This is a genomic window from Roseovarius tolerans (assembly GCF_900109855.1).
Taxonomy (GTDB): domain Bacteria; phylum Pseudomonadota; class Alphaproteobacteria; order Rhodobacterales; family Rhodobacteraceae; genus Roseovarius; species Roseovarius tolerans.
In genome coordinates this window covers 92,969-113,932 of sequence record NZ_FOBO01000010.1, presented here as the reverse complement: position 1 = coordinate 113,932, position 20,964 = coordinate 92,969, and the positions used below count along the sequence as shown (strand labels likewise).

Genomic DNA, 20,964 nt, shown 5'->3' with positions numbered 1-20,964 from the left:
GGATGGTACCGCCTCCCTGGCTTGAACAGGGGACCTCTGGATCCACAATCCAGCGCTCTAACCAACTGAGCTAAGGCGGCACTGTGGGGCGATTTAACTTTACCGCACTCCGAATGCAAGCCTAATGAAAGGTGATTTCCCAGCTTTGTTCGACCAGATCGCGGCCAAAGGAGTGTACCGGGCGGGACGCGACCAGAAGCCAGCCGTTGCGCGTATAAAGCGCGCAGGCGGCGCGGTGGCTTTCATGGGTCCAGAGTTGCATGCGACGATAGCCCCGGTCGCGGGCATAGGTCATGCAGGTCTCCAGCAACCGCTGCCCGAGGCCCTGACCGCGCGCCTCGGGCACCAGCAGAAAGAGCCGCAGCTTGGCGGTATGCTGATCGAGCCGCACGCAGAAAATCGAGCCGAGCCGTGCTCCCCCGGCCTCGGCAATCCAGCCCGCCTCGCAGGTGGGATCGTGATCGGCGAGAAAGCCGTCGAGGATGCTCGCCACCAGCGGCGCGAACGTGTCGTCGAACCCCTCGTCGCGGGCATAAAGCGCGCCGTGACGCTTAACCAGCCAGGCGGCGTCCTCGGGGCGGAAGGGGCGGATCACGGGCGTCTCCATCGCACGCAGCAAAGCGCCATGAGGCTTGCCAAGCAAGAGGGAAACGCGTAGCAGACCGCCCAGATCAAGGAGGCCGGAATGGGCATCAACGCTGAAACCGATATCGAAGCCAATCTCCAGATCGGTCCGACCGATCAGGGCATGGTACGTCTCTATGTTGAGGCGCAGGGCCTTGAAATTCCTATGGACTTCACACCTGAAGAGGCCGAGGAAATCGCCCAGGAAATCCAGAGCGCGGCCAAAGCCGCCGCGGCGCGAAAATCATGATTGCGGATCGCGCAGCCATTGCAGGCGGCGCGCGGCATCGCGGGCGAATTTGCGGATGAGCGCGGCGCGGCGCGCGGGGGCCAGTTTACTTTCCTCACCCATGCGCAGAATCTCGGCGCCGTAGCCATCGGCGATGATCAGGCCGGTCTCGGGCGGCAAAAGATCGGTGGGGAAATCAGCGTCCACCGCCCAGAAATAGCGGTCACACCAATCGAGATAGCCCTGCCATTTCGCGTCAGTCTGAAAATCGGCGCGGCTCGACTTGCACTCGATCACCCAGATCTCGCCCTTGGGGCCGAGCGCCATGACATCCACCCGCTTGCCCCGCTCGGGCGCGAATTCCTCAACTGGAACAAAGTCGTAGCCCAGAAGGTGACGGCATACACCACGCGCCAGGATCTGGCCGGGTTGCAAGGGGCGGGCGCTCAGCGGGTCCATACTCGTATTTTGAACAAAACACGAACGCGTGCAACCCCTTGTCGTGCGCGCCACAAAGGACTACTTCAGCGGGGTGACGGGTTCTGCCCTTTTCGTGAACGGTTGCATTCCGGTGGCCTTAAGCAATTCCGAGGGAGCTGGCTCTGTCCGGGCCCTGGTCCGGTTACCCGGCGCCCACCTGTACATACAGGTCCTCGGGAATGAGATAACCAAACGGCTGCGTGCGGGCCCGTCACACCCCCTGACCTTTCGACCAGATGTAAAATTCATGCGCTGAACGTGACAAACGAAAAAGGCCCCCGCAGGGGCCTTTGTCATGTCCGTGAGGGCGTGATCTACCACTTGTTCTGCCAGAAGGCGCGTGAGTCATCTTCGTCGGCGCGCGCCGGGATGGTGGCATATTCGCGCCGCATCACGTGCTGGCGGTGGCCGCCGCGCGGCCCGTCATCATCGTCATCCTTCAGGCGCATCACCGCGATGGCGAATTGAACACCGGCAAAAACGATACCGTTGGCGAACCACAGGATCACAACAGCCAACAGGCCCTTGTCCGAATGGGTCACCAGATGCCAGAGATTGGCGACGTTGAACCACAGCAGCATTCCCACGAATGCCGCCGCAATACCGAAACCAATGGCGACATGTGTTATGTAGAGGCGGATAAGCTTGGGCATGGCAAACCTCATTTGTGCTATTATAGAGCGTAATGCCTTAAGAAAGAATTACAAGCGCCCGGTCTAACTTGTGATGCCGTCCGCGACATCCCGCCGCCGCAGATCAGCGGCAATAGGGGCCGCCCCGGTGCCGGGCGGTGTCGAAATGGAAGTGATCGCGGTGGAATCGGTCCGACTCGGGGCCCAGCACCGTGCCAAACGGACCACAGGCCTGACGGTGCACGCGGCGCAGCACGCGCCCCTTTGGCCCTTGTCCCCAATCGTCGAGTACCGAAATTTCCGACCCGTCGCGCAGCTGCAGGGCGGCGATGTCGATCGCCTTGCCCTTGCCGTGTTCCGAGATCCGCGCACCGGGTTGATGATTACGGGTCCGGCAGGCGTAATGTGCGGCCACGCGCAGCCCGGAAAGGCCGCCGCCCATGCGCCCCACCTCGGGTTTGGCGCTTTGATCCACCCATTGCCCGAGGGTGCGTGCCGTCAGACAATCAAGTGTCGCGGGCTGGCTCAGGCGCACGCCGTGCACCGATTCGAGCCGTACCGCGCGCTCGACTCCGCAGCTGCCGATGCGACCGGGCACAAGGCCCGATACCGTACCGACCAGCGCCGGATCACCACAGAGGCCACCGCCGCGCGCTACTGCGTCATCGCCACGCCCGCAGGCGGAGGAGACAAGGCTCAGGCTGAGGGCCATGGCGATCACGGTGCCCCTCATGCCTTTTTCACCCGGCCGAAATCGGGTGCCTCAGTATCCTGCCCGGCCTCGATGATGCCGCGCCGGATGGCGCGGGTGCGGGTGAAATAGGCGTGCAGGTGATCGCCGTCGCCGGTGCGGATCGCGCGTTGCAGCGCGAAAAGCTCTTCGGTAAAGCGGCCCAGAATTTCCAGGGTCGCCTCCTTGTTGTTGAGAAACACGTCGCGCCACATGGTCGGGTCCGACGCCGCGATGCGGGTGAAATCGCGGAACCCGGCGGCGGAATACTTGATCACTTCGCTATCGGTGACGCGGCGCAGATCGTCGGCCACGCCCACCATCGTGTAGGCGATGAGATGCGGCGCGTGGCTTGTCACCGCCAGCACAAGGTCGTGATGCTCGGCATCCATCTCGTCGGTATGGCTGCCAAGCGCCTGCCAGAACGCCTCCAGCCGCTCGACGGCGGCGCGGTCGCTGCCCGCTTGCGGCACAATCAGGCACCAGCGGTTGTCAAAAAGCTCCGCAAAGCCCGAGCGCGGACCGGAATGCTCGGTCCCGGCCAAGGGATGGGCGGGCACGAAATGCACGCCCTCGGGCAGATGCGGTGCCACTGCCTCGATCACCGCCTTTTTGACCGATCCCACATCGCTGACAGTGGCACCGGGTTTCAGCACCGCGCCGATCTCGGCAGCGACGTCGCCCATGGCTCCCACGGGCACGCAAAGCACGATCAGGTCTGCGCCTTCGCAGGCCTCGGCAGCGCTCTCGCAGACCCTGTCGCACAGGCCGATTTCGCGCGCGATGGCGCGGGTCTCGGGGCTGCGGGCATATCCCGTCACCTCGCGCGCCACTCCGGCGCGCTTGATCGCATGCCACATCGACGAGGCGATGAGCCCGAGCCCGATCAGGGCCACGCGGTCATAGATCACACTCATCTGGCACCGCCTTTGAACTGCCCTACGGCATGCGCCACGCGGCGACAGGCGGCCTCGTCGCCCACGGTGATACGCAGGCAGTTGGGCAGGTTGTAGCCGGCCACCTTGCGCACGATCAGGCCCTGCGATTGCAGATAGGTGTCGCAGGCCTCGGCCTCGTCGCGGCTGCCAAAGCGGGCGAGGATGAAATTCGCGGTCGAGGTGTCCGACGGCACGCCGTGTTCGGCCAGTGCCTCGGCCAGCCAGGCGCGCAGGCGGGTGTTGTCCTCGCGGCATTTTGCGGCCCAGGCCGTGTCGCGGATCGCGGCCTCGGCGGTAACCAGCGCGGCATGGCTCAGGTTGAAGGGCCCGCGCAGGCGGTTGAGCACGTCGATCACATGGGCTGGGCCATAGCCCCAGCCGACGCGCAAGCCGCCCAGGCCATGCAGCTTGGAGAAGGTGCGGGTCATCACTACATTGTCGCGGCTCTCGACCAGGGCCGCCCCGCCATCGTAGCCCTCGACGTATTCCGCATAGGCCCCGTCGATCACCAGGAGCGCGCGGTCGGGCAGCCCTTCGGCAAGGCGACGCAGTTCGGCCTCGCCGATCATAGTGCCGGTGGGGTTGTTGGGATTTGCGACAAAGACCAGCCTTGTGGACTCGGTGCATGCGGCAAGGATCGCATCGACATCTGTCACGCGCTCGCGCTCGGGCACCTCCACGGGGGTGGCCCCGTTCGCCAGTGTACTGATCCGGTACATGGCAAAGCCGTGCTCGGTATGGATCACCTCATCGCCCGGCCCGGCATAGCCCTGACAGAGAAAGGCGATGATCTCGTCACTGCCGACACCGCAGACGATGCGCGCAGGGTCGAGGCCGTGGATCTCGCCGATAGCGGCGCGCAACTGGCCGTGATCGGTCGAAGGGTAGCGGTGCAACTCGTAGGCGGCCTTGCGAAACGCCTCCTTGGCGGCCTCGGAGGGGCCGAACGGGTTCTCGTTCGAGCTGAGCTTGACCACATTGGCCACGCCCTCCACATGCCCGGCCCCGCCCTGATAGAGCGCGATATCCATGATGCCCGGCTGTGGCGTGATCTTGGTCATGTCGTCCCCCGTGTCTTGCAGGTGGTTCTAGCTTTGACATCCCGCCTTGACCAGCATCAAAAGAAAAAGGCCGCGGCGGTTCCCCGTCGCGGCCTCTTCGCATCTGGTCAGAACGTTTAGTTCTGGGCGTAGAATTCGATCACGAGGTTCGGTTCCATCATCACCGGATAAGGCACGTCCGACAGGCCGGGCTGGCGCACGAAGGTTGCCTTCATCTTGGAATGATCGGCATCGATGTAATCGGGCACGTCGCGCTCGGCGAGTTGTACGGCCTCAAGCACGGCAGCAATCTGCTTGGACTTGTCGCGGACCTCGATCACGTCGCCCTCTTTCACGCGGTAGGAGGGGATGTTGACGCGCTTGCCGTTCACCGTGACATGGCCGTGGTTCACGAACTGGCGTGCGGCAAACATCGTCGGCACGAACTTGGCGCGGTAGACCACGGCGTCGAGACGGCGCTCGAGCAGGCCGATCAGAAGCTCGCCGGTGTCACCGCGGACACGCTCGGCCTCAGCGAAGATGCGGCGGAATTGTTTCTCGGTCAGATCGCCGTAGTAGCCCTTGAGCTTCTGCTTGGCGCGCAGCTGCAGGCCGAAGTCGGAAATCTTCGCCTTGCGGCGCTGGCCATGCTGGCCGGGGCCATATTCACGGCGATTCACCGGGGATTTCGGACGGCCCCAGATGTTTTCGCCCATGCGGCGGTCGATCTTGTACTTGGCAGACGTGCGTTTGGTCACGGCTGATCTCCTTCTCTATGTGTCGAAGGGCGTTGTCCTCTGGATTGCTCCCGACAGGCATCCCCTTGCGGGGGCCACCAACACCAATGAAGCCGCGCTTATACAGGGGTGCGTGCGGGTGTCAACCGGGGTGTTGGATGATGCGAGGCGGGGGAGCATGGGTGGCCTGTTGCTGCCGTTGGAGTTAGCCGCGCATCGTCGTGCCGCGGTGTGGCGATCTTAGGCTAGGTGGGCAGTGCTTTATTCCAGCCAAGCTCGAAAAACATCAGAGCGCAGAGCAGGCTGCAGCCAATTCGCCGCGCCGGGGGGCGGCACGGCGGTGCGCGGCGGCCTTCGGCCGCGTTTCGCGCAGGTGCGTCAATCAGAGGTCCGCTTCAGGCCAAAACCAACACCGCCCTCAGTCGGCTCTCATCCCGTTCAACCTCAGAAACAGGCTTTCCTCGTCGTCGTTGCGGAAAAACGGCACCGAGGAAGGCGGCGCGCGGTCATGTGCCCGCGCCGTGACCTCTGCCAGTACCACCTCGGTGATGAAGGGCAGATCGAATCGGCGTGCATCCGCGAGGGGCACCCATTGCAGATGGCTCAACTCCTCGCAGGCGGCAGTGAAATCATCGGGGTCACCGGCGAGCGCCTCGGCATGGACCAGAAAGAACCGCGCGTCGAACCGGCGCGGGCGGCCCGGCGGCGTGATCGCGCGGAACACAAATTGCAGCGGGTCGGCACGTGGCACGAGACCGCGCGCGGCAAAGCCCTGCCAATCGGGCGGCACCGCGCCCGGCCAGTCACCGGCCTGACCCAGGGCAAGCCCGGTCTCCTCCCACAATTCGCGCACCGCAGCCGCGGCGAGGGCGTGGGCCAAGTCGCGCGGGCTATCCTCGCGCAGACGCTCGGCGCAGAGGGCGGGCAAGGGCCGGACAAACGGGATATCGGCATCGCCCGCATCCACTGCACCGCCTGGAAAGACGAACTTGTTCGGCATGAAGGCGGCCTGCGCACCGCGCTGCCCCATCAGGACATGCGGCCGCGCCTCATCGCGCAACACGATCACTGTCGCTGCATCGCGGATAGCTGTTTTGTCGATCTCGCTCATGCCGCCCTTTCGCGCGCAAGGGCCTAGTGGCTGTCGCTGAACCCGTGCATCAACCGTGCCCATTGAAAGGCCACAATGGCCCCTTTCAGACGGGGCAGAAGGTAGAGCGAGAGTGTGATCGTGCCAATAGCGAATATCGTGAACAGCACCAGCGGCTCGGGCCGAAACTGCACGAAGGAGATATGCAGAAGCGGTGCCATCAGATGCCCGACGATCAGGATCGTCAGATAGGCGGGACCGTCGTCGGCGCGCGCATGGCTCAGATCCTCGCGGCACACTGGGCAGGTCTCACGCAGCTTGAGATAGCTCTTGAGGATCGGACCGCTGCCGCAATTGGGGCATTTACGGGAAAACCCCCGGCGCAGGGCGGGCCACAGCGGGCGGTCTGTCTGATCGGCGGTGGTGTCCTGCATGGGGTGAGGCCTTTCGTTGCGTTGGCTCGAACATGGCGAAACCTGTACGGTATTTAAAGGTGACAGCCTGCCCTTGCGGCGCGATGTCGCAAATCACCCGCAAAGCGATGCAAAAAAATCATTCCTGCGCGCCGGAAGCGCGGTCCGTGCGCGTATCACTTTGCAGAAACGGCCCGACACGGTGGCGTTTCACGACAACAGGCACGTCACAAGAGAACTGGAGATGTCACGATGAACAATATGGTTTTGATCGCAGGTCTGGCCACTGCCATCACGCTTGGCGGGCTGAGCGCCGTCGAGGCGAGCAACCACAAGGGCGGCAAGCATCATGGCGGCATGCGGATGCAGCACAGCTTCGAGGAACTTGATACCGACGGCGATGGCAAGATCACGCCCGAGGAAATGTCCGGCCACATGCAGTCCCGCTTTGACGGGGCGGATACTGACGGTGATGGGGCGCTGTCGCGCGACGAGTTGGTCGCACGGATGATGGAGCGTCGGGCCGAGCGGATGGGCAACTATGCCGACCACATGATCGAGCGGCATGATGCCAATGCCGACGGCAAGCTGAGCATGGACGAAATGCGCGCCGACCGTCAGGGCAAGATGTTCAAGCGCGTCGATGCCGATGGCGATGGTGCGATCAGCGCCGATGAGTTTGCCAAGATGCGCGAGATGCGCGGCAAGCATCACGGCATGAAGCAGGGCGGCAAGGCGTCCGAGTAAGCGCGGTCCGCGTGGCAGGCATGGCACCCGTGCCTGCCACGCTGGTCAGGGACCGGTCTGAAGGATACGCTTGGGGGCCATGACGATGCCGTTCGACGCCCATGACGACGTGCCCGATGAGGCGCTGCTCGTGCTTTTCGCCAACGGCGACAGCGCGGCGGCGCGCGTGCTGGCCCTGCGGCTCACGCCGCGTGTGATGGCGCATGCGTACCGCCTGTTGGGCAACCGGGCGGAGGCCGAGGATGTGGCGCAGGAGGCGATGCTGCGGCTCTGGAAACAGGCCGGCGACTGGCGCCATGGTGAGGCGAAGGTGACCACGTGGCTTTACCGTGTCGTGGCCAATCTGTGCATCGACCGGCAACGGAGGGCGCGGGGCGGGTCGGTTACGCTCGATGCCATACCGGAGCCTGCGGACGGGCGGGCGAGCGCCGTTGAAGAAATGCAGGAGCACGCCCGCGCCGAGGCGTTGCAGACGGCCCTGAACGATCTGCCGGAGCGGCAGCGTCAGGCGGTGGTGCTGCGCCATATCGAAGGGCTGGCGAACCCCGAGATCGCCGGGATCATGGAGATCACGGTCGAGGCGGTGGAAAGTCTGACCTCGCGGGGCAAACGCGCGCTGAGCGCGGCCCTCGCCGGGCGGCAAGAGGAGTTGGGATATGTCGATGAGCGATAAGGATCAGGCGGACGGTGGGCTCGATGTCTTTTTCGAGGCGGCGCGTGGGCATGCTCCCATACCCTCGCCGGATCTTCTGGCGCGGGTGTTCGCAGATGCCGAGACAACGCAGCAGGCTGGTCCGAGCACCGCGCCCGCCCGCGTGTCCGCCACGCCGGACGGGTTGGCGGCGCGTCTTTATCGTCTGCTTGGCGGCTGGCCTGCCATGGCCGGGCTGGCCACGGCGGCACTGACCGGTATCTGGATCGGCACCGCCTTGCCCGAGGGGCTGATTGGCACCGCCGAGGCGGCCTATCTGGTGGATATCACGCCGGAAATGGCCTTTGATCTCGCCGGGGGGGATTTCTGATGACAGATCTGAACGAGCGGCAGGACAAGCCCGGCCCGGGGCGATGGATGCGCGTGCTGCTGGTGGTTTCGCTGGCTGTGAACCTCGCGGTTGTCGGGGTCGTCGCCGGATGGGCGCTGCGCCATGGCGGGCATCACGGGCACCACCCCTCGCGGCTTGATATGGCAGGCGGGCCGTTGACCCGCGCGCTCAACGACGAGGACCGGCGTGCGATCGGGCAGCGCATGCGCGAGGTCTGGCGCGAACGCGGCGGCAACCGCGCCGGTATTCGTTCAAGTTTCGATGCGTTGGTGGTTGACCTGCGCGCCGTTCCCTTCGATCCGGATCGCGTGGCCGAGCGCATGCGCGAACAGCGCGAAGGATTTGCCGCCCGCTTCGAGATGGGGCAAGAGGTGCTGATCGCGCATCTGGCGGCGATGAGCGATGCCGACCGTGCGGCCTATGCCGATCGGCTGGAGGCACGGATCGAGGACTATCGCGCGCGGAGATCGGGAAAAGACCGCGATTGATCGAATGATCGAAAACCGTGCGGCGCTGCACTAGCGGCGGAACGCCACCGGCAGGTTGAAGCTGTGGCTGTCCCCCGGCAGAGGGGCGGGCTTGGCGGGCAGGCGCGCGCCTTGCACCGCCTTCACTGCTGCCGTGTCGAGCGCACGGTCACCCGAAGATTGCCGCACACGCACCGCCATCAGCCGTCCGTTGCCCGACACTGTCAGCGCCAGATGAACCGTACCGCTTGACCGGGTGCCGCGTGGATAGCGCTTCTGTCTCTCGATCCGGCTTCGGATACTGCCGCCCCATTGGGCCATCAGGCTGTTGCGGGCGGCGGGATCGAGCGTCGTTGCAGGTGCGGTTCTGGCCGCGCCGCCGGCCTTTTGCCCACCATCTCCGCGCGCCACTTCCTTGGGGCGAGCGGGGCTGGATTGCGCGGGCTTGGGGGTAGGTCGCTCGGGGCGTGCCGTGGGCCGTTTGCGGGATGGGGCGGGGGCGGTATCGGCTTGCGGCAAGGCGTCGGTTTGGGTGGGGCTGCTGAGCCGGGCGGTCATCGTAGCGCGGGCGGGGGCCTGTTCTGACATTGCAGTGGGCCGCGTGTGATCGGCCTGCGGATTGGGAGCCGTTGGCTGAGGCGCGCGGTCGTTCAGCTCTGGCGTGGGCAGGGGCAGGGGGGTGGCCTCGACTGCGGGGAGGTCGGGTGCATGCGCCGCGATTTGCGGTGCGGTCGGCGCCGGGCCGCTGCGTGGCGCGGTATCGGAGCGCAGGCCGACCGGGGTTGCGTCCGGGCGCGGAGGGGACGTGGGCTGTGCTGCCTCTTGCGTCAGTTCAACCGGTCGCTTCCAGGCCTCGATCAGCGCGGCAATCTGCGGGCTTGAGGCCTCCAGCGTCACGCTCTCGGACCCCTGTGCGCCGCCTGCGCCGCTGCTGCCACCCGGCGCGGCGGTCCAAACCCCGGCATGCACGGCGGCGGCAAGGGCGAGGAAACCGGTGAATTCCAGACCGCGAATCATGGTGCCCCCGTCAGAAGTTCGATCTCCGCGATGCCACGCGCCGCCAGTTCCGGCAGAAGCCGGGCAAGCGCCTGCGCCTCGAGCCGCGCATCGGCGCGGATTTGCAGGGTGGCATCGGGCGTGGCGCGGGCGGCGAGCGTGTCAAAGACCGCCTCGCCCCGCGCCGCGTTGAAGGCGAGCCGCCCTTGTGCATCCATGTAAAGCGTGTCGGTGGGCTGTGCCGCGTTCTCGCTCGCACTTTCGGGCAGGGTCACGTCGAAGGGCGCGGGCGGCGTGATCTGCGCGCTCATCAGGAAGAAGATTAGCAGCAGGAACACCACGTTGATCATCGGCACGATGGCCTCGGAGGGGCGACGGCGTCTGGGGGTCGCGAAGTCCATGCGCCTACTCCACCACGATCAGTCGCGTGAGACCGGCAACGCGCAAGGCGTCGGTCACGGCGATCAACGATTGCAGGTCGGCCCCGGGCGCGGGGCGCAGCACGACGGCGTCGCCCCTGTCCGCCATCAGCGGGGCGAGGGCTTTGGGCAGGGTGTCGAGCGTCACGGGGTTTCCGTTGAGTGTGAGCCCTTCGGCCGCGATCCCGATCAGGCGGGGCGGGCCGTCATAGGTGGCATTACCGCTGCCGCCGGTGGACAAGGGCAAGGTCATGTCGTGGCCGAAGCGCGCGGCCAGCATGAAGAACACCAGCAGCAGGAACACCACGTCGATCATCGGCGTGAGGCTGGGGCGGCGCGGCGCGCGGGGCTGGCCAAAGCTCATCATGGCGCGCCTCGCACATGCGGAGTTGTGAAGATGCGGGTGGCGGCGTCTTCCATGTCGGCCTGCACGTGGTCCGCGACGCTCTCGAACCATGTCAGCGCCATCGAGGCCGGGATCGCCACCGCCATGCCTGCAGCGGTGGTCAGCAACGCCTCCCAGATGCCGCCGGCGAGGATCGAGGGATCGGCGCTGTTGCCGCTGTCTTGCAGCGCCTGAAAGGCGGCGATCATGCCCAGAACCGTACCGAGAAGGCCGATCAGTGGCGCGATGGTGGCGATGAGTTCAAGCGCGCGCAGCCCGGAGCGCGCCTCGTTCAGCAGCGACTTGGCGATGCGGGTGGTGTCTTCGCGCGCCTCGCGTTCGCCCCAGTGCGGGGCCGTGGCCGCCTCCATCGCGGCGAGGGCGAGCCGGGCGCGCAAGCTGCGGCGCGGGCGCAGGAGGGCCGTGGCCTCGGCGCCCTGCCCGTGCTGCCAGAGGGCCACCGCGCGCTCGGTCACCGCCCCGGACCACGCGCCGGTCAACAAGAGCCGCCAGACCTTCCACAGGATCAGCGCGAGGGTCAGCACCGAAAGCGCCGCGATCACCCAGAGCGCCGGGCCGCCCCGATCCAGAAATCCGATGAGCGCGGTGCTATCCATGCTGCGCCTCCTTTGCCGGTCGGGTCCATGCCTGCGCGCCTTGCCGGACCGCGTCAAGCACCGCGCGGCCCACGGCCTCGCCCGCCTCGGTGTGCAGGCCTGCATACCGCGTGGTGCCCTCGGGTGCTGCAATGGCGATGCAATCGGTGCCGGTGCCGGTGGCGAGGCCGGTCGCAAGGCGCAGCCCCGCTTCGGTAATGGCGACGGTGCGGGCCTGCGTGGCGATGCTCATCGCCTCCAGCCGGGCCGCGTCGGTCAGGCCGGCGTCAAGCACCACCGCGATGTTGATCGTGCCCCAGCCATGCGCCGAAGGTGGCAGGCGGCGGCCCACGCGTTCGGCATTCGACAGCCCGACGGTCGCCACGGCGCGGGCGGTGACGGCACCCGCCGTGGCGCGCGCCTCGCAATAGGTGCCTATATCGCAGGAGGTGAGAAAGCAGACGGCATCGCAGGCCTGCCGCGCCGCAAGGTCCCGGTCGAGCCAATCCTCAACATCGAGATCCTCGGGCAGATCGGCATTGCGCACCTCGCGCCACAGGATACGCCGGGCCAGTACCTGACCGGGGCGGTTCACGGCCCAACTGAGCACCGGCATGTCGCGGCCCAGATCGAGCGATAGCCAGGGGCGGTCCAGGTGCAGGCGGCTCATCGGGTCACCTCGAGCGGTTGAAAGACGGGGCCTTGCGCGGTGTGCGCGTAATGCGCCGAGACATGGAAGATGCGCGCAAGGTTGTCGGGCGTCAAAACGGCATCGGGCGGGCCATCGGCGGCAATGCCGCCCTCGCCCAGCAGAATGAGCCGGGTGCAATGGCGCGCGGCCAGACCCAGATCGTGGATCGAGACGATGACGGCGCGGCCTTCCTCTGCCAGCCCGGCAAAGACCTCCATCGTGGAAATCTGGTTGGCGGGATCAAGCCCCGCAATCGGCTCGTCGGCCATCAGGAGCGGTGTGTCCTGTGCCAGAGCCCGGGCGATCAGCGCCATCGCCTGTTCCCCGCCCGACAGGCGCGTGGCGGTGCGGTCGCGCAGAGCGTCGAGCCCCATCGTGGTGAGCGCCGCATCGACATGGGCGCGGTCGGCGTCGCTGATGCCCTGTAGCCCCGACAGGTGAGGGGTGCGGCCCAGGGCGACCAGCGTCTCGACGCTCACCGGCCAGGCGATATCGCGCGCCTGTGGCATCCAAGCGGCGGCGCGGCCACGGTCGCGCGGGGGCAGGGCGGCAAGGCTGCTATGGCCGCTATGCGGGACAAGCCCGAGGATCGCGCGCAAGAGCGTCGTCTTGCCCGCGCCATTGGGGCCGATGAGGCCGACGCATTCCCGTGGCCCGACGCTGAAGCTGACATCGCTCAGGACGGGACGCGCGCGCAGCCGCACCGAGAGGCTATCGACGCTGAGCAGGGTCATGCCATCTCCGCCCGTGTCTTGTAGATCAGGTGCAGAAAGAGCGGCGCGCCGACGAGGGCTGTGAGCACGCCGAGTTTCAGGTCACGCTCGGGCAGGACCAGCCGCACGGCGAGATCGGCGGCAAGCACCATCGCCGCTCCGCCAAGCGCCGAGGCCCAGAGCAGCCGCGAGGGCCGCGCGCCCACCAGCGGCCGCAGCAGGTGCGGCACCACGAGGCCGACAAAGCCGATGGCCCCGGCCACCGCGGTCGCCGCGCCCACCACGAAGGCGGTGCCGACCACGAGCGTCAGGCGCAGGCGGGTGAGGCGAATGCCCATGGCCTCTGCCGCGTCCTCGCCCAATGTCAGCGCATCCAGACCGCGCCCGAGGGTCGCAAGCCCGACCCAGCCCACCACCATCAGCGGCAGCGCCAGCCAGACATGCGTCATCGAGCGGTCAGCGAGCGAGCCCATCATCCAGAACACGATCTCGGAGGCGGCATAGGGATTGGGCGAAAGATTGAGCACCAGCGAGGTGAGGGCGGCGGCCAGTGCCGAGATTGCGATGCCCGCCAGGATCAGCGTGATCGACGCGCCGCGTGGCCCGGCCAGCATCAGCACCAGCAGCACGCCGGTGCCTGCGCCCGCCAGCGCCGCGAGCGGCAGGCCGAGGGTGAAGGCGGCGGCAAGCCCGGTATGGATGGCGAGCACCGCGCCGAGGGCGGCGGAGCCCGACACGCCAATCAGCCCCGGCTCGGCCAGCGGGTTGCGCAGGTAGCCTTGCATCGCGGCGCCTGCAAGTCCGAGGCTTGCGCCGATCATCAGGCCCAAGAGCGCGCGCGGCAGGCGGATTTCGCGCATCACCAGCGGCAGGGGGCCGTCACCGCCGAGAAAGAGCGCAGAGAGGTCCGACAGGGTGGAGGTGTCTGACGGTCCAGTGGTGAGCGAGGCGGCGAAGAGAACCGCCACGAGGGCCGAGAGGGCGAGGGCAAGGCGGCTCATTGCCCGCCCTCCGGCAGGGCGCGGCGCGCGTCGGTCAGGCGCTCGACCGCATTCAGCACATGCGGCGTGCCGCAGATCCAGTCGGGCGAGGTGATCCGCAGCCCGGCGCGCCCCTTGCGCAGTGCATCGAGCGCGGGATGACCCAGAACCGCCTCGGAGCGCGAGGCACCGGGCAGGGGGGCGGCACTGATCAACAGATCGGGCGCGGCCATGACAAGCTGCTCCAGCGGCAGGGTGCCGCCGCCGCGATGGCCCAGCTCTGCGGCGAGGTTGCGAAAGCCCGCAGCGCGCAGGATGTCATCAGCCAGCGTGCCACCGCCGAGCGTGTAGCCGTTGGGATGGTAGAGCGCGGCGCGCGGGTGATTGCCGGCCTTGGCCTTCAGTTCCGCCAGACGCGCGTCGAACTCTGCGATCAGGGCGGTGCCCTCGTCGTCACGCCCCAGAACGCGAGCCATCTGCGCGATGCGCTCGCGGGTGTCGGTCAGCGACTTGGCGGTGTCGAACTGCTCCACCCGAAGACCCACCCGGCGCAGCATGCCGATGGTGGCGGGATCGGTATAGGCCCCGGCGACCACCAGATCGGGGGCAAGCAGATAGACCTCCTCGGCGCGGCCCTGATTGACCCGATAGCCGCGCGCGGCGTCCGCCATGGCGGAACTGTGCGGATCGGCGGCCAGATCGGAAACCGAAATCAACTGCCCCGGTGCCGCCAGCAGCATCGCCAGCTGATCGGTGCACAGGTTGATCGACACGACCCGGCGCGGGGCCGGGTCGGCCCCGGTCTCGGTTGCGGTCACGGCCCCCGCGAGGGCGAAGGCCGCGCCAAGCGATATGAGCCTAGAAAGACGCACGCAGCCCCACATAGGCGGCGCGGCCCGAGGTGTTGAACCCACCGGCTGTCTCGTAATCCTCGTCAAAGAGGTTCTCGACCCGAAGGAAAGCATCGACATTGTCTGTCACCTGGTAGGCGGCATTGATGTGGACGAGGGTGTAATCCTGCACCTTGTTTGGCGTCGGGGCAAAGGTCGAAGGGGTCACGCCGGCGATATGCTGGAGCGTGAACTGTGCTTCGAACTGTGGCGTAATCTGTGCGCGGAGGCCAAGGGCCAAATCGTGCTCTGGCACGCGGGCGGCTGCGGCTCCGTTCTGCTCGGCATCAGTATATGTGTAAGCTCCGGATAGAGTGAGGAATTCGTTGATCGCGGCCTGTCCTGAAATTTCGACGCCGCTGCCCTCAAAATCGCCAGTTTCAAAACAACCGGTATTCGGAGGAGTTGCTGCAATGCACCGCGTAGAATTGCCGTCAAAGAAGATCTGGTTGTCGATTTCTGTGGAAAACAGGGTCACGCGGATGAAATCGTCGCCATCGAGCCGCTTTTCCAGCCCGAGGTCGTAGCTGACCGAGGTTTCCGGCTGAAAAGTCGGATCGCCGAAGAACGGGTCGAGTTGCGAGAGCGTTGGCGCTCGGAAGCCGTCGGATGCCGAGGCGCGCAGGATCAGGTCGTCACGGATGCGCCATGCGAGGGCGGCACGCGCCGACAACTCGCCAGAGAATTCGGAGTGGTCGTCATGCCGAACGGAGAGGGCGAGATCGAGCGCATCGGTGGGGGCGAGCAGAAGTTCAGCCTGCAGCCCTGCGATGTCGATCTTCTGATTGAGGTCCTGTTCCTCGGTATAATCGCCGCCGAAACTGAGCGCCCAGATCCCGCCCGTATCATAGCTGCCGCGATACTCGATGCGGTCGCGTTCGCCTTTGAACGGTGTGGGGGTGCCGTTGGAGAAGCTGACGCGGTCGGTCTCGAAGGTTGAATACGCCAGTTCATGACTGACCGGCCCGGTTTCGAGCTCGGTGAAGAGCCGCACGCCTGTGACCTCGCGCTCGTTGAATTCATCGAACGGCGCGGGCCCGTCGCCGCCGAACTCGTCGAACTCCGCGCGGCTGTCGATATAGAGAGCGCTGAGACCTGCGGCGAAGATGTCGGTGACCTGGTGGCGCAGATAGAGATTGGCCTGGGTCGAGTCGAACCCGTCATCCTCGGTTCCCGCCGCAGAGGCGGAAAAGCCGTCGCTTTCGGTGCGGCTGATGGAAAAGGCCAGATCGGTGCGGTCGGTGCGGGCGGTGAGGCCCAGCACACCGCGCCGGGTGTCAAAGCTGCCTGCCTCCACCTCGGCAAAGCCGTGCACGCCGTCCTCGGTGGGGCGCAGGCTCTCGATATTGACCACGCCGGCGACGGCGTTCTGACCGAAGCGCGCCGATTGCGAACCCTTGAGCACCTCGATGCGGCCAAGCCCGGCATTTGTCAGCCCGCCGAAATCGAAACCGCCGCCGCTACTGGCGGGATCGGTCACGTCGATGCCGTCGATCAGCACCGGCACATAGGCACCGCCAAGGCCACGAATGCGCAGCGTGGAGGTGGTGCCTAGCGGGCCGTTGCCAGAGGACGAGATGCCGGGCTGAAAGGTCAGAAAATCGCCAAGTCGCGCGGTCGGGGCATCGCGTACGTCATCGGCGGGCAGCACCTCGACGGTCGAGCCGCTGCGCTCGAGCGTGGTGTCGGTCTGGTTGGCTGTCACGGTGATCGTGTCGAGTTCAAACGCATCCTGCGCGATCGCGGGGGCGGTGCAGAGCGCGCAGAGCGCACAAAGGGCGGTGGTTCGCAGATATGTCATTTATGTCCCTCAATACCGGTCTCCGGCATCGGTGTTCCAAGGTGCGAAGTCATTGGAAAGGACATGGCCCCTCCGCAGACGGTGAAGCGCCACCACTACGGAATAGACCGTTATCCACGGCGCGCCCCGCGCCCGGATAGGGTGATCACCTCGGCAGGTCTCCTGACTCGCGGGTCGCTGCTTTACCGGGCCTTCCCGTCACATGGGGTGACAGTGGCATATGCCGGTATCGCTCGCCGCTTACAGTTGCGGGGGCAGTTACGGAATTGATCCAAGACGAGGATCGCACCGTATTCCCTTTTCACCGAAAATCTGCATTCCCGGACCGAAGTAAGTCTTCGGATAATCGTGATGCGGGATTCGCGCAAGGATAAAGATATCCTCTCGGGTAGTACGGCGCGGCTGAGGGAACGCGGCGTGCCACGAAGAAATCGCCTATTCTTGAAATGATTATGGAATTGAAATGCGTCAGGCCCGAGTAGCCCCGGGCCTGTGAAGATGGTGGCCGCGTTGCGAATTGCGCGTTCAGGCCTTGGCCTGCGTGCGTGGGGTGAGGCGCATTCGGGGGGTGAGGCTATCACCATGTGTGCGACGTTGCGGCGGCATTGTCTGTGCGTCGGGTTCGTCCTCTTCGGTCAGCGCCTCTTGCAGCCCATCGAGATCGCGGCTGTGGAACACGCGTGAGGACATCACGGACAGGAAGTAATAGGACATGTCTGTCTCCGAAGATTGGCCCGGGCTCAGCCGGTGCGGGCGCTGTCGGGGTTGTGGCGGTCGGCGATGGTGCGAGTTATCGCAATCGCGTCCTTGAGGCCGAGACGCTCCTGCTTGAGACGTTTCAGCCGGGCGATATCGGGCATCGGTCGCCGCTGCTCGTCATCGATACGTGCGTCGATTTTCGCATGACGGCGGCGCAGTGTGGCAATGCGGCTGATGAGCGATTGATGAGAAATCCGGCGATGCGGCATCATGGGTCTCCTCCCGGTTGGATCGGTCGCGGTTCAGGGTGCGACCCGATAGAGATGGGGATGCATTTCGTTTAGAAAAGCCGATGTTATATTTCAGTTTGATAGGAAATTCCTATATAAGTGTCTTTAGGAATGCGGAGGGCGAGAGATCATGCAGCAGGAGGTGACGCTTCGACAGTTGCGATATTTCATCGCCCTGTCGGAGGCTGGCCATTACCGCAAGGCTGCGGAAAGGGTGGGGGTAAGCCAGCCATCGCTCAGCCAGCAGATCGCCGGTCTTGAAACCGCGCTTGATCTGCCACTTGTGGAGCGTGGGCAGCGTGGCGCTGTTCTGACGCCGGGCGGTCGCGAGGTTCTGGAGCACGCCCGTAAGGTTGTGGAAGAGGCGGAAGCCTTGCAGGCACTGGCGCATTCCAGCCGGGAAGGTCTGAGCGGCACGGTCCGGCTCGGGGCAAGCCCGACGCTCGGCCCCTATTTCCTGCCTTACGTTGTGCGCCGACTCAGGCTGGTCTGTCCCGGCCTCAAGCTGATCATCCGCGACGCGGCACCGGATGTATTGCAGGACGAACTGTTGGCCGGGCGGCATGACCTCATTCTTGCGCAACTGCCGCTACACTCGCGCGATCTTGTCTCCGAACGCCTGTTCCGCGAGCCGTTGAAGCTGGCCGTTGCGCAGGACCATCCTCTGGCCGATATGGACCGCGCGGAGGACCGGGATCTCGCGGGGCAGGATATGCTGGCCTTGCCGCGCGGCTATCCGTTGCATGCCCAGATCGTTGGCCTCTGCGACGAGATGGGTGCCCAACTGCGGCACGATTACGAGGGCACCAGCCTCGATACGCTGCGGCAGATGACGGCGCTGAACATGGGGGTGAGTTTTCTGCCCGCGCTCTACGTGCGATCGGAAGTGTCGAAGGGAGCGGGAGACGTGGCGATCCTGTCGTTTCGCAACGACCGCTTCACCCGGTCGGTCGGGGTTGCGTGGCGCAGGCGCTCGGTGCATCGGGCGCTGCTCGATCGGATTATTCCGGTGATCCGGGCGGTTCTACAGGAGCATTTTTCGGATCTAGTGACGGTGGAGGGATAAATGCTGAAATTCGTGCCGGGAGAGGATGTGGGGCTGCTCGAGCATTGGCCCTTTGACGCACCGGAAAGCGATTACGTCATGGTGGCCGGAGACCCTGTTTGCCACGGGCGTCTGGATGCCGGTGGGCCGGGGCATGACACGCGCGCCGGTATCTGGCGCTGCACGCAAGGCGCGTTCAAATGCACCGAGCAGGGCGACGAGATGATGGTGATTCTCGAGGGGCGCTGTCAGATCACGGATCACGCAACCGGCGAGGTGCTGCGCCTCGGCCCCGGTGATTGTGCCTTCGTGAAAGACGGAATGCGCGTCACGTGGGAGGTGTCCGAGACCGTCACAAAGGCGTTCATGGGGTGGAAGCCGGGCGGATACTGAGCCGGTATCGCAGGCAGAGCATCGCAAAGACCGGCTTGAAATGAAACAGGCCCCGGAGTGATCCGGGGCCTGCGTCGTGTCGGTCTCATGCCGATCAGTGGGCTGGCTGCTTGTCCCAGTCCTCACGCTTGGGGAGCTGTTCGAAGGTGTGCTCCGGCGGCGGCGAGGGCAGGGTCCATTCCAGCGTGTCGGCGTATTCGTTCCAGGGGTTGGCTTGGGTGATACGCGCCCCGCGCAGGAGCGTGTAGATCACCAGCCCGAAGAAGAAGATGAACGACGCGAACGAGATGAAGGCCCCGATCGACGACCACCAGTTCCAGACCGCGAAGGCCTCGGGATAGTCGATATAGCGGCGCGGCATGCCCTGACGTCCCAGGAAGTGCTGCGGGAAGAAGGTCAGGTTGGCACCGATGAACATCGCCCAGAAGTGCAGCTTGCCGGCCCATTCGGGGATCATGCGGCCCGTCATCTTGGGGAAGTAGAAATAGATCCCGGCAAAGATGGCGAAGACCGCGCCAAGGCTCATCACATAGTGGAAGTGAGCCACAACGTAATAGGTGTCGTGATAGGCCCGGTCTACCGATGCCTGGCTGAGCACGATGCCCGTGACGCCGCCGACGGTGAAGAGGAACAGAAAGCCGAACGCCCAGAGCATCGGCGTCTTGAACTCGATCGAGCCGCCCCACATGGTCGCGATCCAGCTGAACACCTTGACCCCCGTTGGCACCGCGATCACCATCGTCGCCAGCATGAAGTAGCTCTGCTGGGTCAGCGACATGCCCACGGTGTACATGTGGTGCGCCCAGACGACAAAGCCCAGAACACCGATCGCAATCAGCGCCCAGACCATCGGCAGGTAGCCGAAGATCGGCTTGCGCGAGAACGTCGCGATCACGTGGGAGATGATGCCAAAGCCGGGCAGGATGATGATGTACACTTCCGGGTGGCCGAAGAACCACAGGATGTGCTGGTAGAGGATCGGATCGCCGCCGCCCGCCGGGTCGAAGAAGGTCGTCCCGAAGTTGCGGTCGGTCAGCAGCATGGTGATTGCCCCCGCGAGCACCGGCAGGGCCAGCAGGATCAGCCATGCGGTGACGAAGATCGACCACGCAAAGAGCGGCACCTTGAACAGCGTCATGCCCGGCGCACGCATGTTGAGGAAGGTGGTGATCATGTTGATCGCGCCGAGGATCGACGACGCCCCCGAGACGTGGACCGCGAAAATCGCGAGGTCCATCGACATGCCCGCCTCGTTGGTCGAGAGCGGCGGGTAGAGCACCCAGCCCACGCCAGAGCCAAGCTGACCGTTGCCACCCGGCGCCAGAAGCGAGGCCACGCCAAGCGACGTGCCGGCGATGAACAGCCAGAAGGAGAGGTTGTTCATGCGCGGGAACGCCATGTCCGGCGCGCCGATTTGCAGCGGCATGAAATAGTTGCCAAACCCGCCGAACAGGGCCGGGATGACGACGAAGAACATCATCAGGACGCCGTGATAGGTGATCATCACGTTCCAAAGGTGGCCGTTGGGCGTGCATTCGGCGACATCCGACGCGATGAAGCGCGCGCCTTCCATGCACATGTACTGAACGCCCGGTTCCATCAGTTCCATCCGCATGTAGACGGTGAACATGACCGAGATGAGACCGACGATCGCCGAGGTGATCAGGTAAAGGATACCGATATCCTTGTGGTTCGTGGACATGAACCACCGGGTGAAAAACCCGCGCTGATCTTCGTGTTCGTGGCCGTGAATGGCTGCGTCTGCCATTTGATGCCTCCTGCTGATGTTGTGACGGGCACGCAGAATCCAGCGTGGCTCACACGCCCGTGATCCTCTCAGGTTTTAGAATGTCCCGCCCGGCGCGGCAATGCGCGAAATTGATGCAGATCAAAGAA

29 protein-coding genes, 1 tRNA gene and 1 riboswitch are annotated in these 20,964 nt (G+C 65.3%); of the genes, 8 read left to right on the top strand and 22 right to left on the bottom strand.

Annotated features, from left to right (window positions below):
- Positions 1–3: 3 nt before the first annotated feature.
- Positions 4–80, bottom strand: a tRNA-His gene (locus BMX04_RS11395).
- A gap of 41 nt (positions 81–121) precedes the next feature.
- Positions 122–607, bottom strand: a complete 486-nt coding sequence (locus BMX04_RS11390) for a GNAT family N-acetyltransferase (RefSeq protein WP_074786589.1) — start codon at positions 605–607, stop codon at positions 122–124.
- Between the two features lie 78 nt (positions 608–685).
- Here BMX04_RS11390 and BMX04_RS11385 point away from each other — a divergent pair, with 78 nt between their 5' ends.
- Complete coding sequence (locus BMX04_RS11385; protein WP_050661686.1) at positions 686–874, top strand: DUF6324 family protein; 189 nt, start codon at positions 686–688, stop codon at positions 872–874.
- On the opposite strand, the gene BMX04_RS11380 is transcribed toward BMX04_RS11385, so the two are convergent.
- The 8 genes from BMX04_RS11380 to BMX04_RS11345 all read right to left on the bottom strand — a co-directional run bounded on the left by BMX04_RS11380 (position 869) and on the right by BMX04_RS11345 (position 6,934).
- Positions 869–1,312 carry an MmcB family DNA repair protein gene (locus BMX04_RS11380; protein ID WP_074786586.1) on the bottom strand — a complete coding sequence of 148 codons (444 nt, stop codon included), beginning with the start codon at positions 1,310–1,312 and terminating at the stop codon, positions 869–871. The genes BMX04_RS11385 and BMX04_RS11380 overlap by 6 nt on opposite strands.
- Before the next feature lie 335 nt (positions 1,313–1,647).
- The gene (locus tag BMX04_RS11375; protein ID WP_050661684.1) at positions 1,648–1,986 is read right to left on the bottom strand and encodes a hypothetical protein; all 339 of its coding nucleotides are present in this window, start codon (positions 1,984–1,986) and stop codon (positions 1,648–1,650) included.
- A 103-nt stretch (positions 1,987–2,089) separates the two neighbouring features.
- On the bottom strand, positions 2,090–2,698 hold the full coding sequence (locus tag BMX04_RS11370; RefSeq protein ID WP_050661683.1) for an extensin-like domain-containing protein: 609 nt from the start codon (positions 2,696–2,698) through the stop codon (positions 2,090–2,092).
- Positions 2,695–3,612: a prephenate/arogenate dehydrogenase family protein gene (locus tag BMX04_RS11365; protein ID WP_050661682.1), complete on the bottom strand. Its 918-nt coding sequence runs from the start codon at positions 3,610–3,612 to the stop codon at positions 2,695–2,697. The genes BMX04_RS11370 and BMX04_RS11365 overlap by 4 nt, the downstream gene beginning before the upstream one ends.
- Positions 3,609–4,694, bottom strand: a complete 1,086-nt coding sequence (gene hisC / locus BMX04_RS11360; protein WP_050661681.1) for a histidinol-phosphate transaminase — start codon at positions 4,692–4,694, stop codon at positions 3,609–3,611. The genes BMX04_RS11365 and hisC overlap by 4 nt, the downstream gene beginning before the upstream one ends.
- 116 nt (positions 4,695–4,810) lie before the next feature.
- Positions 4,811–5,431 (bottom strand): 30S ribosomal protein S4, encoded by a 621-nt coding sequence (gene rpsD, locus BMX04_RS11355; protein ID WP_050661680.1) that lies wholly within the window; start codon positions 5,429–5,431, stop codon positions 4,811–4,813.
- Positions 5,432–5,828: 397 nt separating this feature from the next.
- Positions 5,829–6,521, bottom strand: a complete 693-nt coding sequence (locus tag BMX04_RS11350) for an NUDIX hydrolase (protein ID WP_050661521.1) — start codon at positions 6,519–6,521, stop codon at positions 5,829–5,831.
- Between the two features lie 23 nt (positions 6,522–6,544).
- The gene (locus BMX04_RS11345) at positions 6,545–6,934 is read right to left on the bottom strand and encodes a DUF983 domain-containing protein (protein WP_050661520.1); all 390 of its coding nucleotides are present in this window, start codon (positions 6,932–6,934) and stop codon (positions 6,545–6,547) included.
- A 16-nt stretch (positions 6,935–6,950) separates the two neighbouring features.
- On the opposite strand from BMX04_RS11345, the gene BMX04_RS19065 reads away from it, so the two are divergent.
- The 5 genes from BMX04_RS19065 to BMX04_RS11325 all read left to right on the top strand — a co-directional run bounded on the left by BMX04_RS19065 (position 6,951) and on the right by BMX04_RS11325 (position 9,191).
- Positions 6,951–7,169, top strand: coding sequence for a hypothetical protein (locus tag BMX04_RS19065; protein ID WP_139194541.1), 219 nt, complete (start codon positions 6,951–6,953; stop codon positions 7,167–7,169).
- A complete protein-coding gene (locus BMX04_RS11340) occupies positions 7,166–7,660 on the top strand; it encodes an EF-hand domain-containing protein (RefSeq protein WP_074786584.1) in 495 nt (164 codons plus the stop codon). Before BMX04_RS19065 ends, BMX04_RS11340 begins: the two co-directional genes overlap by 4 nt.
- A gap of 79 nt (positions 7,661–7,739) precedes the next feature.
- Entirely contained in the window at positions 7,740–8,333 is a 594-nt protein-coding gene (locus BMX04_RS11335; RefSeq protein WP_074786581.1) for an RNA polymerase sigma factor, read from the top strand.
- Positions 8,317–8,682: a hypothetical protein gene (locus BMX04_RS11330; RefSeq protein ID WP_244888531.1), complete on the top strand. Its 366-nt coding sequence runs from the start codon at positions 8,317–8,319 to the stop codon at positions 8,680–8,682. The genes BMX04_RS11335 and BMX04_RS11330 overlap by 17 nt, the downstream gene beginning before the upstream one ends.
- Positions 8,682–9,191 carry a periplasmic heavy metal sensor gene (locus BMX04_RS11325; protein WP_074786579.1) on the top strand — a complete coding sequence of 170 codons (510 nt, stop codon included), beginning with the start codon at positions 8,682–8,684 and terminating at the stop codon, positions 9,189–9,191. The genes BMX04_RS11330 and BMX04_RS11325 overlap by 1 nt, the downstream gene beginning before the upstream one ends.
- 30 nt (positions 9,192–9,221) lie before the next feature.
- On the opposite strand, the gene BMX04_RS11320 is transcribed toward BMX04_RS11325, so the two are convergent.
- The 11 genes from BMX04_RS11320 to BMX04_RS11270 all read right to left on the bottom strand — a co-directional run bounded on the left by BMX04_RS11320 (position 9,222) and on the right by BMX04_RS11270 (position 17,612).
- Positions 9,222–10,187 carry an energy transducer TonB family protein gene (locus BMX04_RS11320; protein WP_074786576.1) on the bottom strand — a complete coding sequence of 322 codons (966 nt, stop codon included), beginning with the start codon at positions 10,185–10,187 and terminating at the stop codon, positions 9,222–9,224.
- Positions 10,184–10,567, bottom strand: coding sequence for an ExbD/TolR family protein (locus tag BMX04_RS11315; RefSeq protein ID WP_074786573.1), 384 nt, complete (start codon positions 10,565–10,567; stop codon positions 10,184–10,186). Before BMX04_RS11315 ends, BMX04_RS11320 begins: the two co-directional genes overlap by 4 nt.
- Before the next feature lie 4 nt (positions 10,568–10,571).
- Positions 10,572–10,949 (bottom strand): ExbD/TolR family protein, encoded by a 378-nt coding sequence (locus BMX04_RS11310; protein WP_074786570.1) that lies wholly within the window; start codon positions 10,947–10,949, stop codon positions 10,572–10,574.
- On the bottom strand, positions 10,949–11,587 hold the full coding sequence (locus BMX04_RS11305; RefSeq protein WP_074786567.1) for a MotA/TolQ/ExbB proton channel family protein: 639 nt from the start codon (positions 11,585–11,587) through the stop codon (positions 10,949–10,951). Before BMX04_RS11305 ends, BMX04_RS11310 begins: the two co-directional genes overlap by 1 nt.
- Positions 11,580–12,236 carry an adenosylcobinamide amidohydrolase gene (locus BMX04_RS11300; RefSeq protein ID WP_074786564.1) on the bottom strand — a complete coding sequence of 219 codons (657 nt, stop codon included), beginning with the start codon at positions 12,234–12,236 and terminating at the stop codon, positions 11,580–11,582. Before BMX04_RS11300 ends, BMX04_RS11305 begins: the two co-directional genes overlap by 8 nt.
- Positions 12,233–12,991, bottom strand: a complete 759-nt coding sequence (locus BMX04_RS11295) for an ABC transporter ATP-binding protein (RefSeq protein ID WP_074786561.1) — start codon at positions 12,989–12,991, stop codon at positions 12,233–12,235. Before BMX04_RS11295 ends, BMX04_RS11300 begins: the two co-directional genes overlap by 4 nt.
- A complete protein-coding gene (locus BMX04_RS11290) occupies positions 12,988–13,971 on the bottom strand; it encodes a FecCD family ABC transporter permease (protein WP_074786558.1) in 984 nt (327 codons plus the stop codon). Before BMX04_RS11290 ends, BMX04_RS11295 begins: the two co-directional genes overlap by 4 nt.
- Complete coding sequence (locus BMX04_RS11285) at positions 13,968–14,834, bottom strand: ABC transporter substrate-binding protein (RefSeq protein WP_074786556.1); 867 nt, start codon at positions 14,832–14,834, stop codon at positions 13,968–13,970. Before BMX04_RS11285 ends, BMX04_RS11290 begins: the two co-directional genes overlap by 4 nt.
- Positions 14,809–16,641: a TonB-dependent receptor plug domain-containing protein gene (locus tag BMX04_RS11280; RefSeq protein ID WP_083398165.1), complete on the bottom strand. Its 1,833-nt coding sequence runs from the start codon at positions 16,639–16,641 to the stop codon at positions 14,809–14,811. Before BMX04_RS11280 ends, BMX04_RS11285 begins: the two co-directional genes overlap by 26 nt.
- Positions 16,642–16,776: 135 nt before the next feature.
- Positions 16,777–16,986: riboswitch (cobalamin riboswitch) on the bottom strand.
- A gap of 180 nt (positions 16,987–17,166) precedes the next feature.
- Positions 17,167–17,355, bottom strand: coding sequence for a hypothetical protein (locus tag BMX04_RS11275; RefSeq protein ID WP_050661508.1), 189 nt, complete (start codon positions 17,353–17,355; stop codon positions 17,167–17,169).
- Between the two features lie 26 nt (positions 17,356–17,381).
- The gene (locus BMX04_RS11270; protein WP_217644463.1) at positions 17,382–17,612 is read right to left on the bottom strand and encodes a YdcH family protein; all 231 of its coding nucleotides are present in this window, start codon (positions 17,610–17,612) and stop codon (positions 17,382–17,384) included.
- Positions 17,613–17,760: 148 nt separating this feature from the next.
- Between BMX04_RS11270 and BMX04_RS11265 the strand changes: the two genes are divergently transcribed.
- Positions 17,761–18,696 carry a hydrogen peroxide-inducible genes activator gene (locus tag BMX04_RS11265; protein WP_074786553.1) on the top strand — a complete coding sequence of 312 codons (936 nt, stop codon included), beginning with the start codon at positions 17,761–17,763 and terminating at the stop codon, positions 18,694–18,696.
- Complete coding sequence (locus tag BMX04_RS11260) at positions 18,697–19,068, top strand: cupin domain-containing protein (protein ID WP_074786550.1); 372 nt, start codon at positions 18,697–18,699, stop codon at positions 19,066–19,068. It begins immediately after the preceding gene.
- Positions 19,069–19,162: 94 nt separating this feature from the next.
- Here the strand turns inward: BMX04_RS11260 and ctaD are convergent, their stop codons facing one another.
- The gene (gene ctaD, locus BMX04_RS11255) at positions 19,163–20,836 is read right to left on the bottom strand and encodes a cytochrome c oxidase subunit I (RefSeq protein ID WP_074786547.1); all 1,674 of its coding nucleotides are present in this window, start codon (positions 20,834–20,836) and stop codon (positions 19,163–19,165) included.
- Between the last annotated feature and the right edge of the window lie 128 nt (positions 20,837–20,964).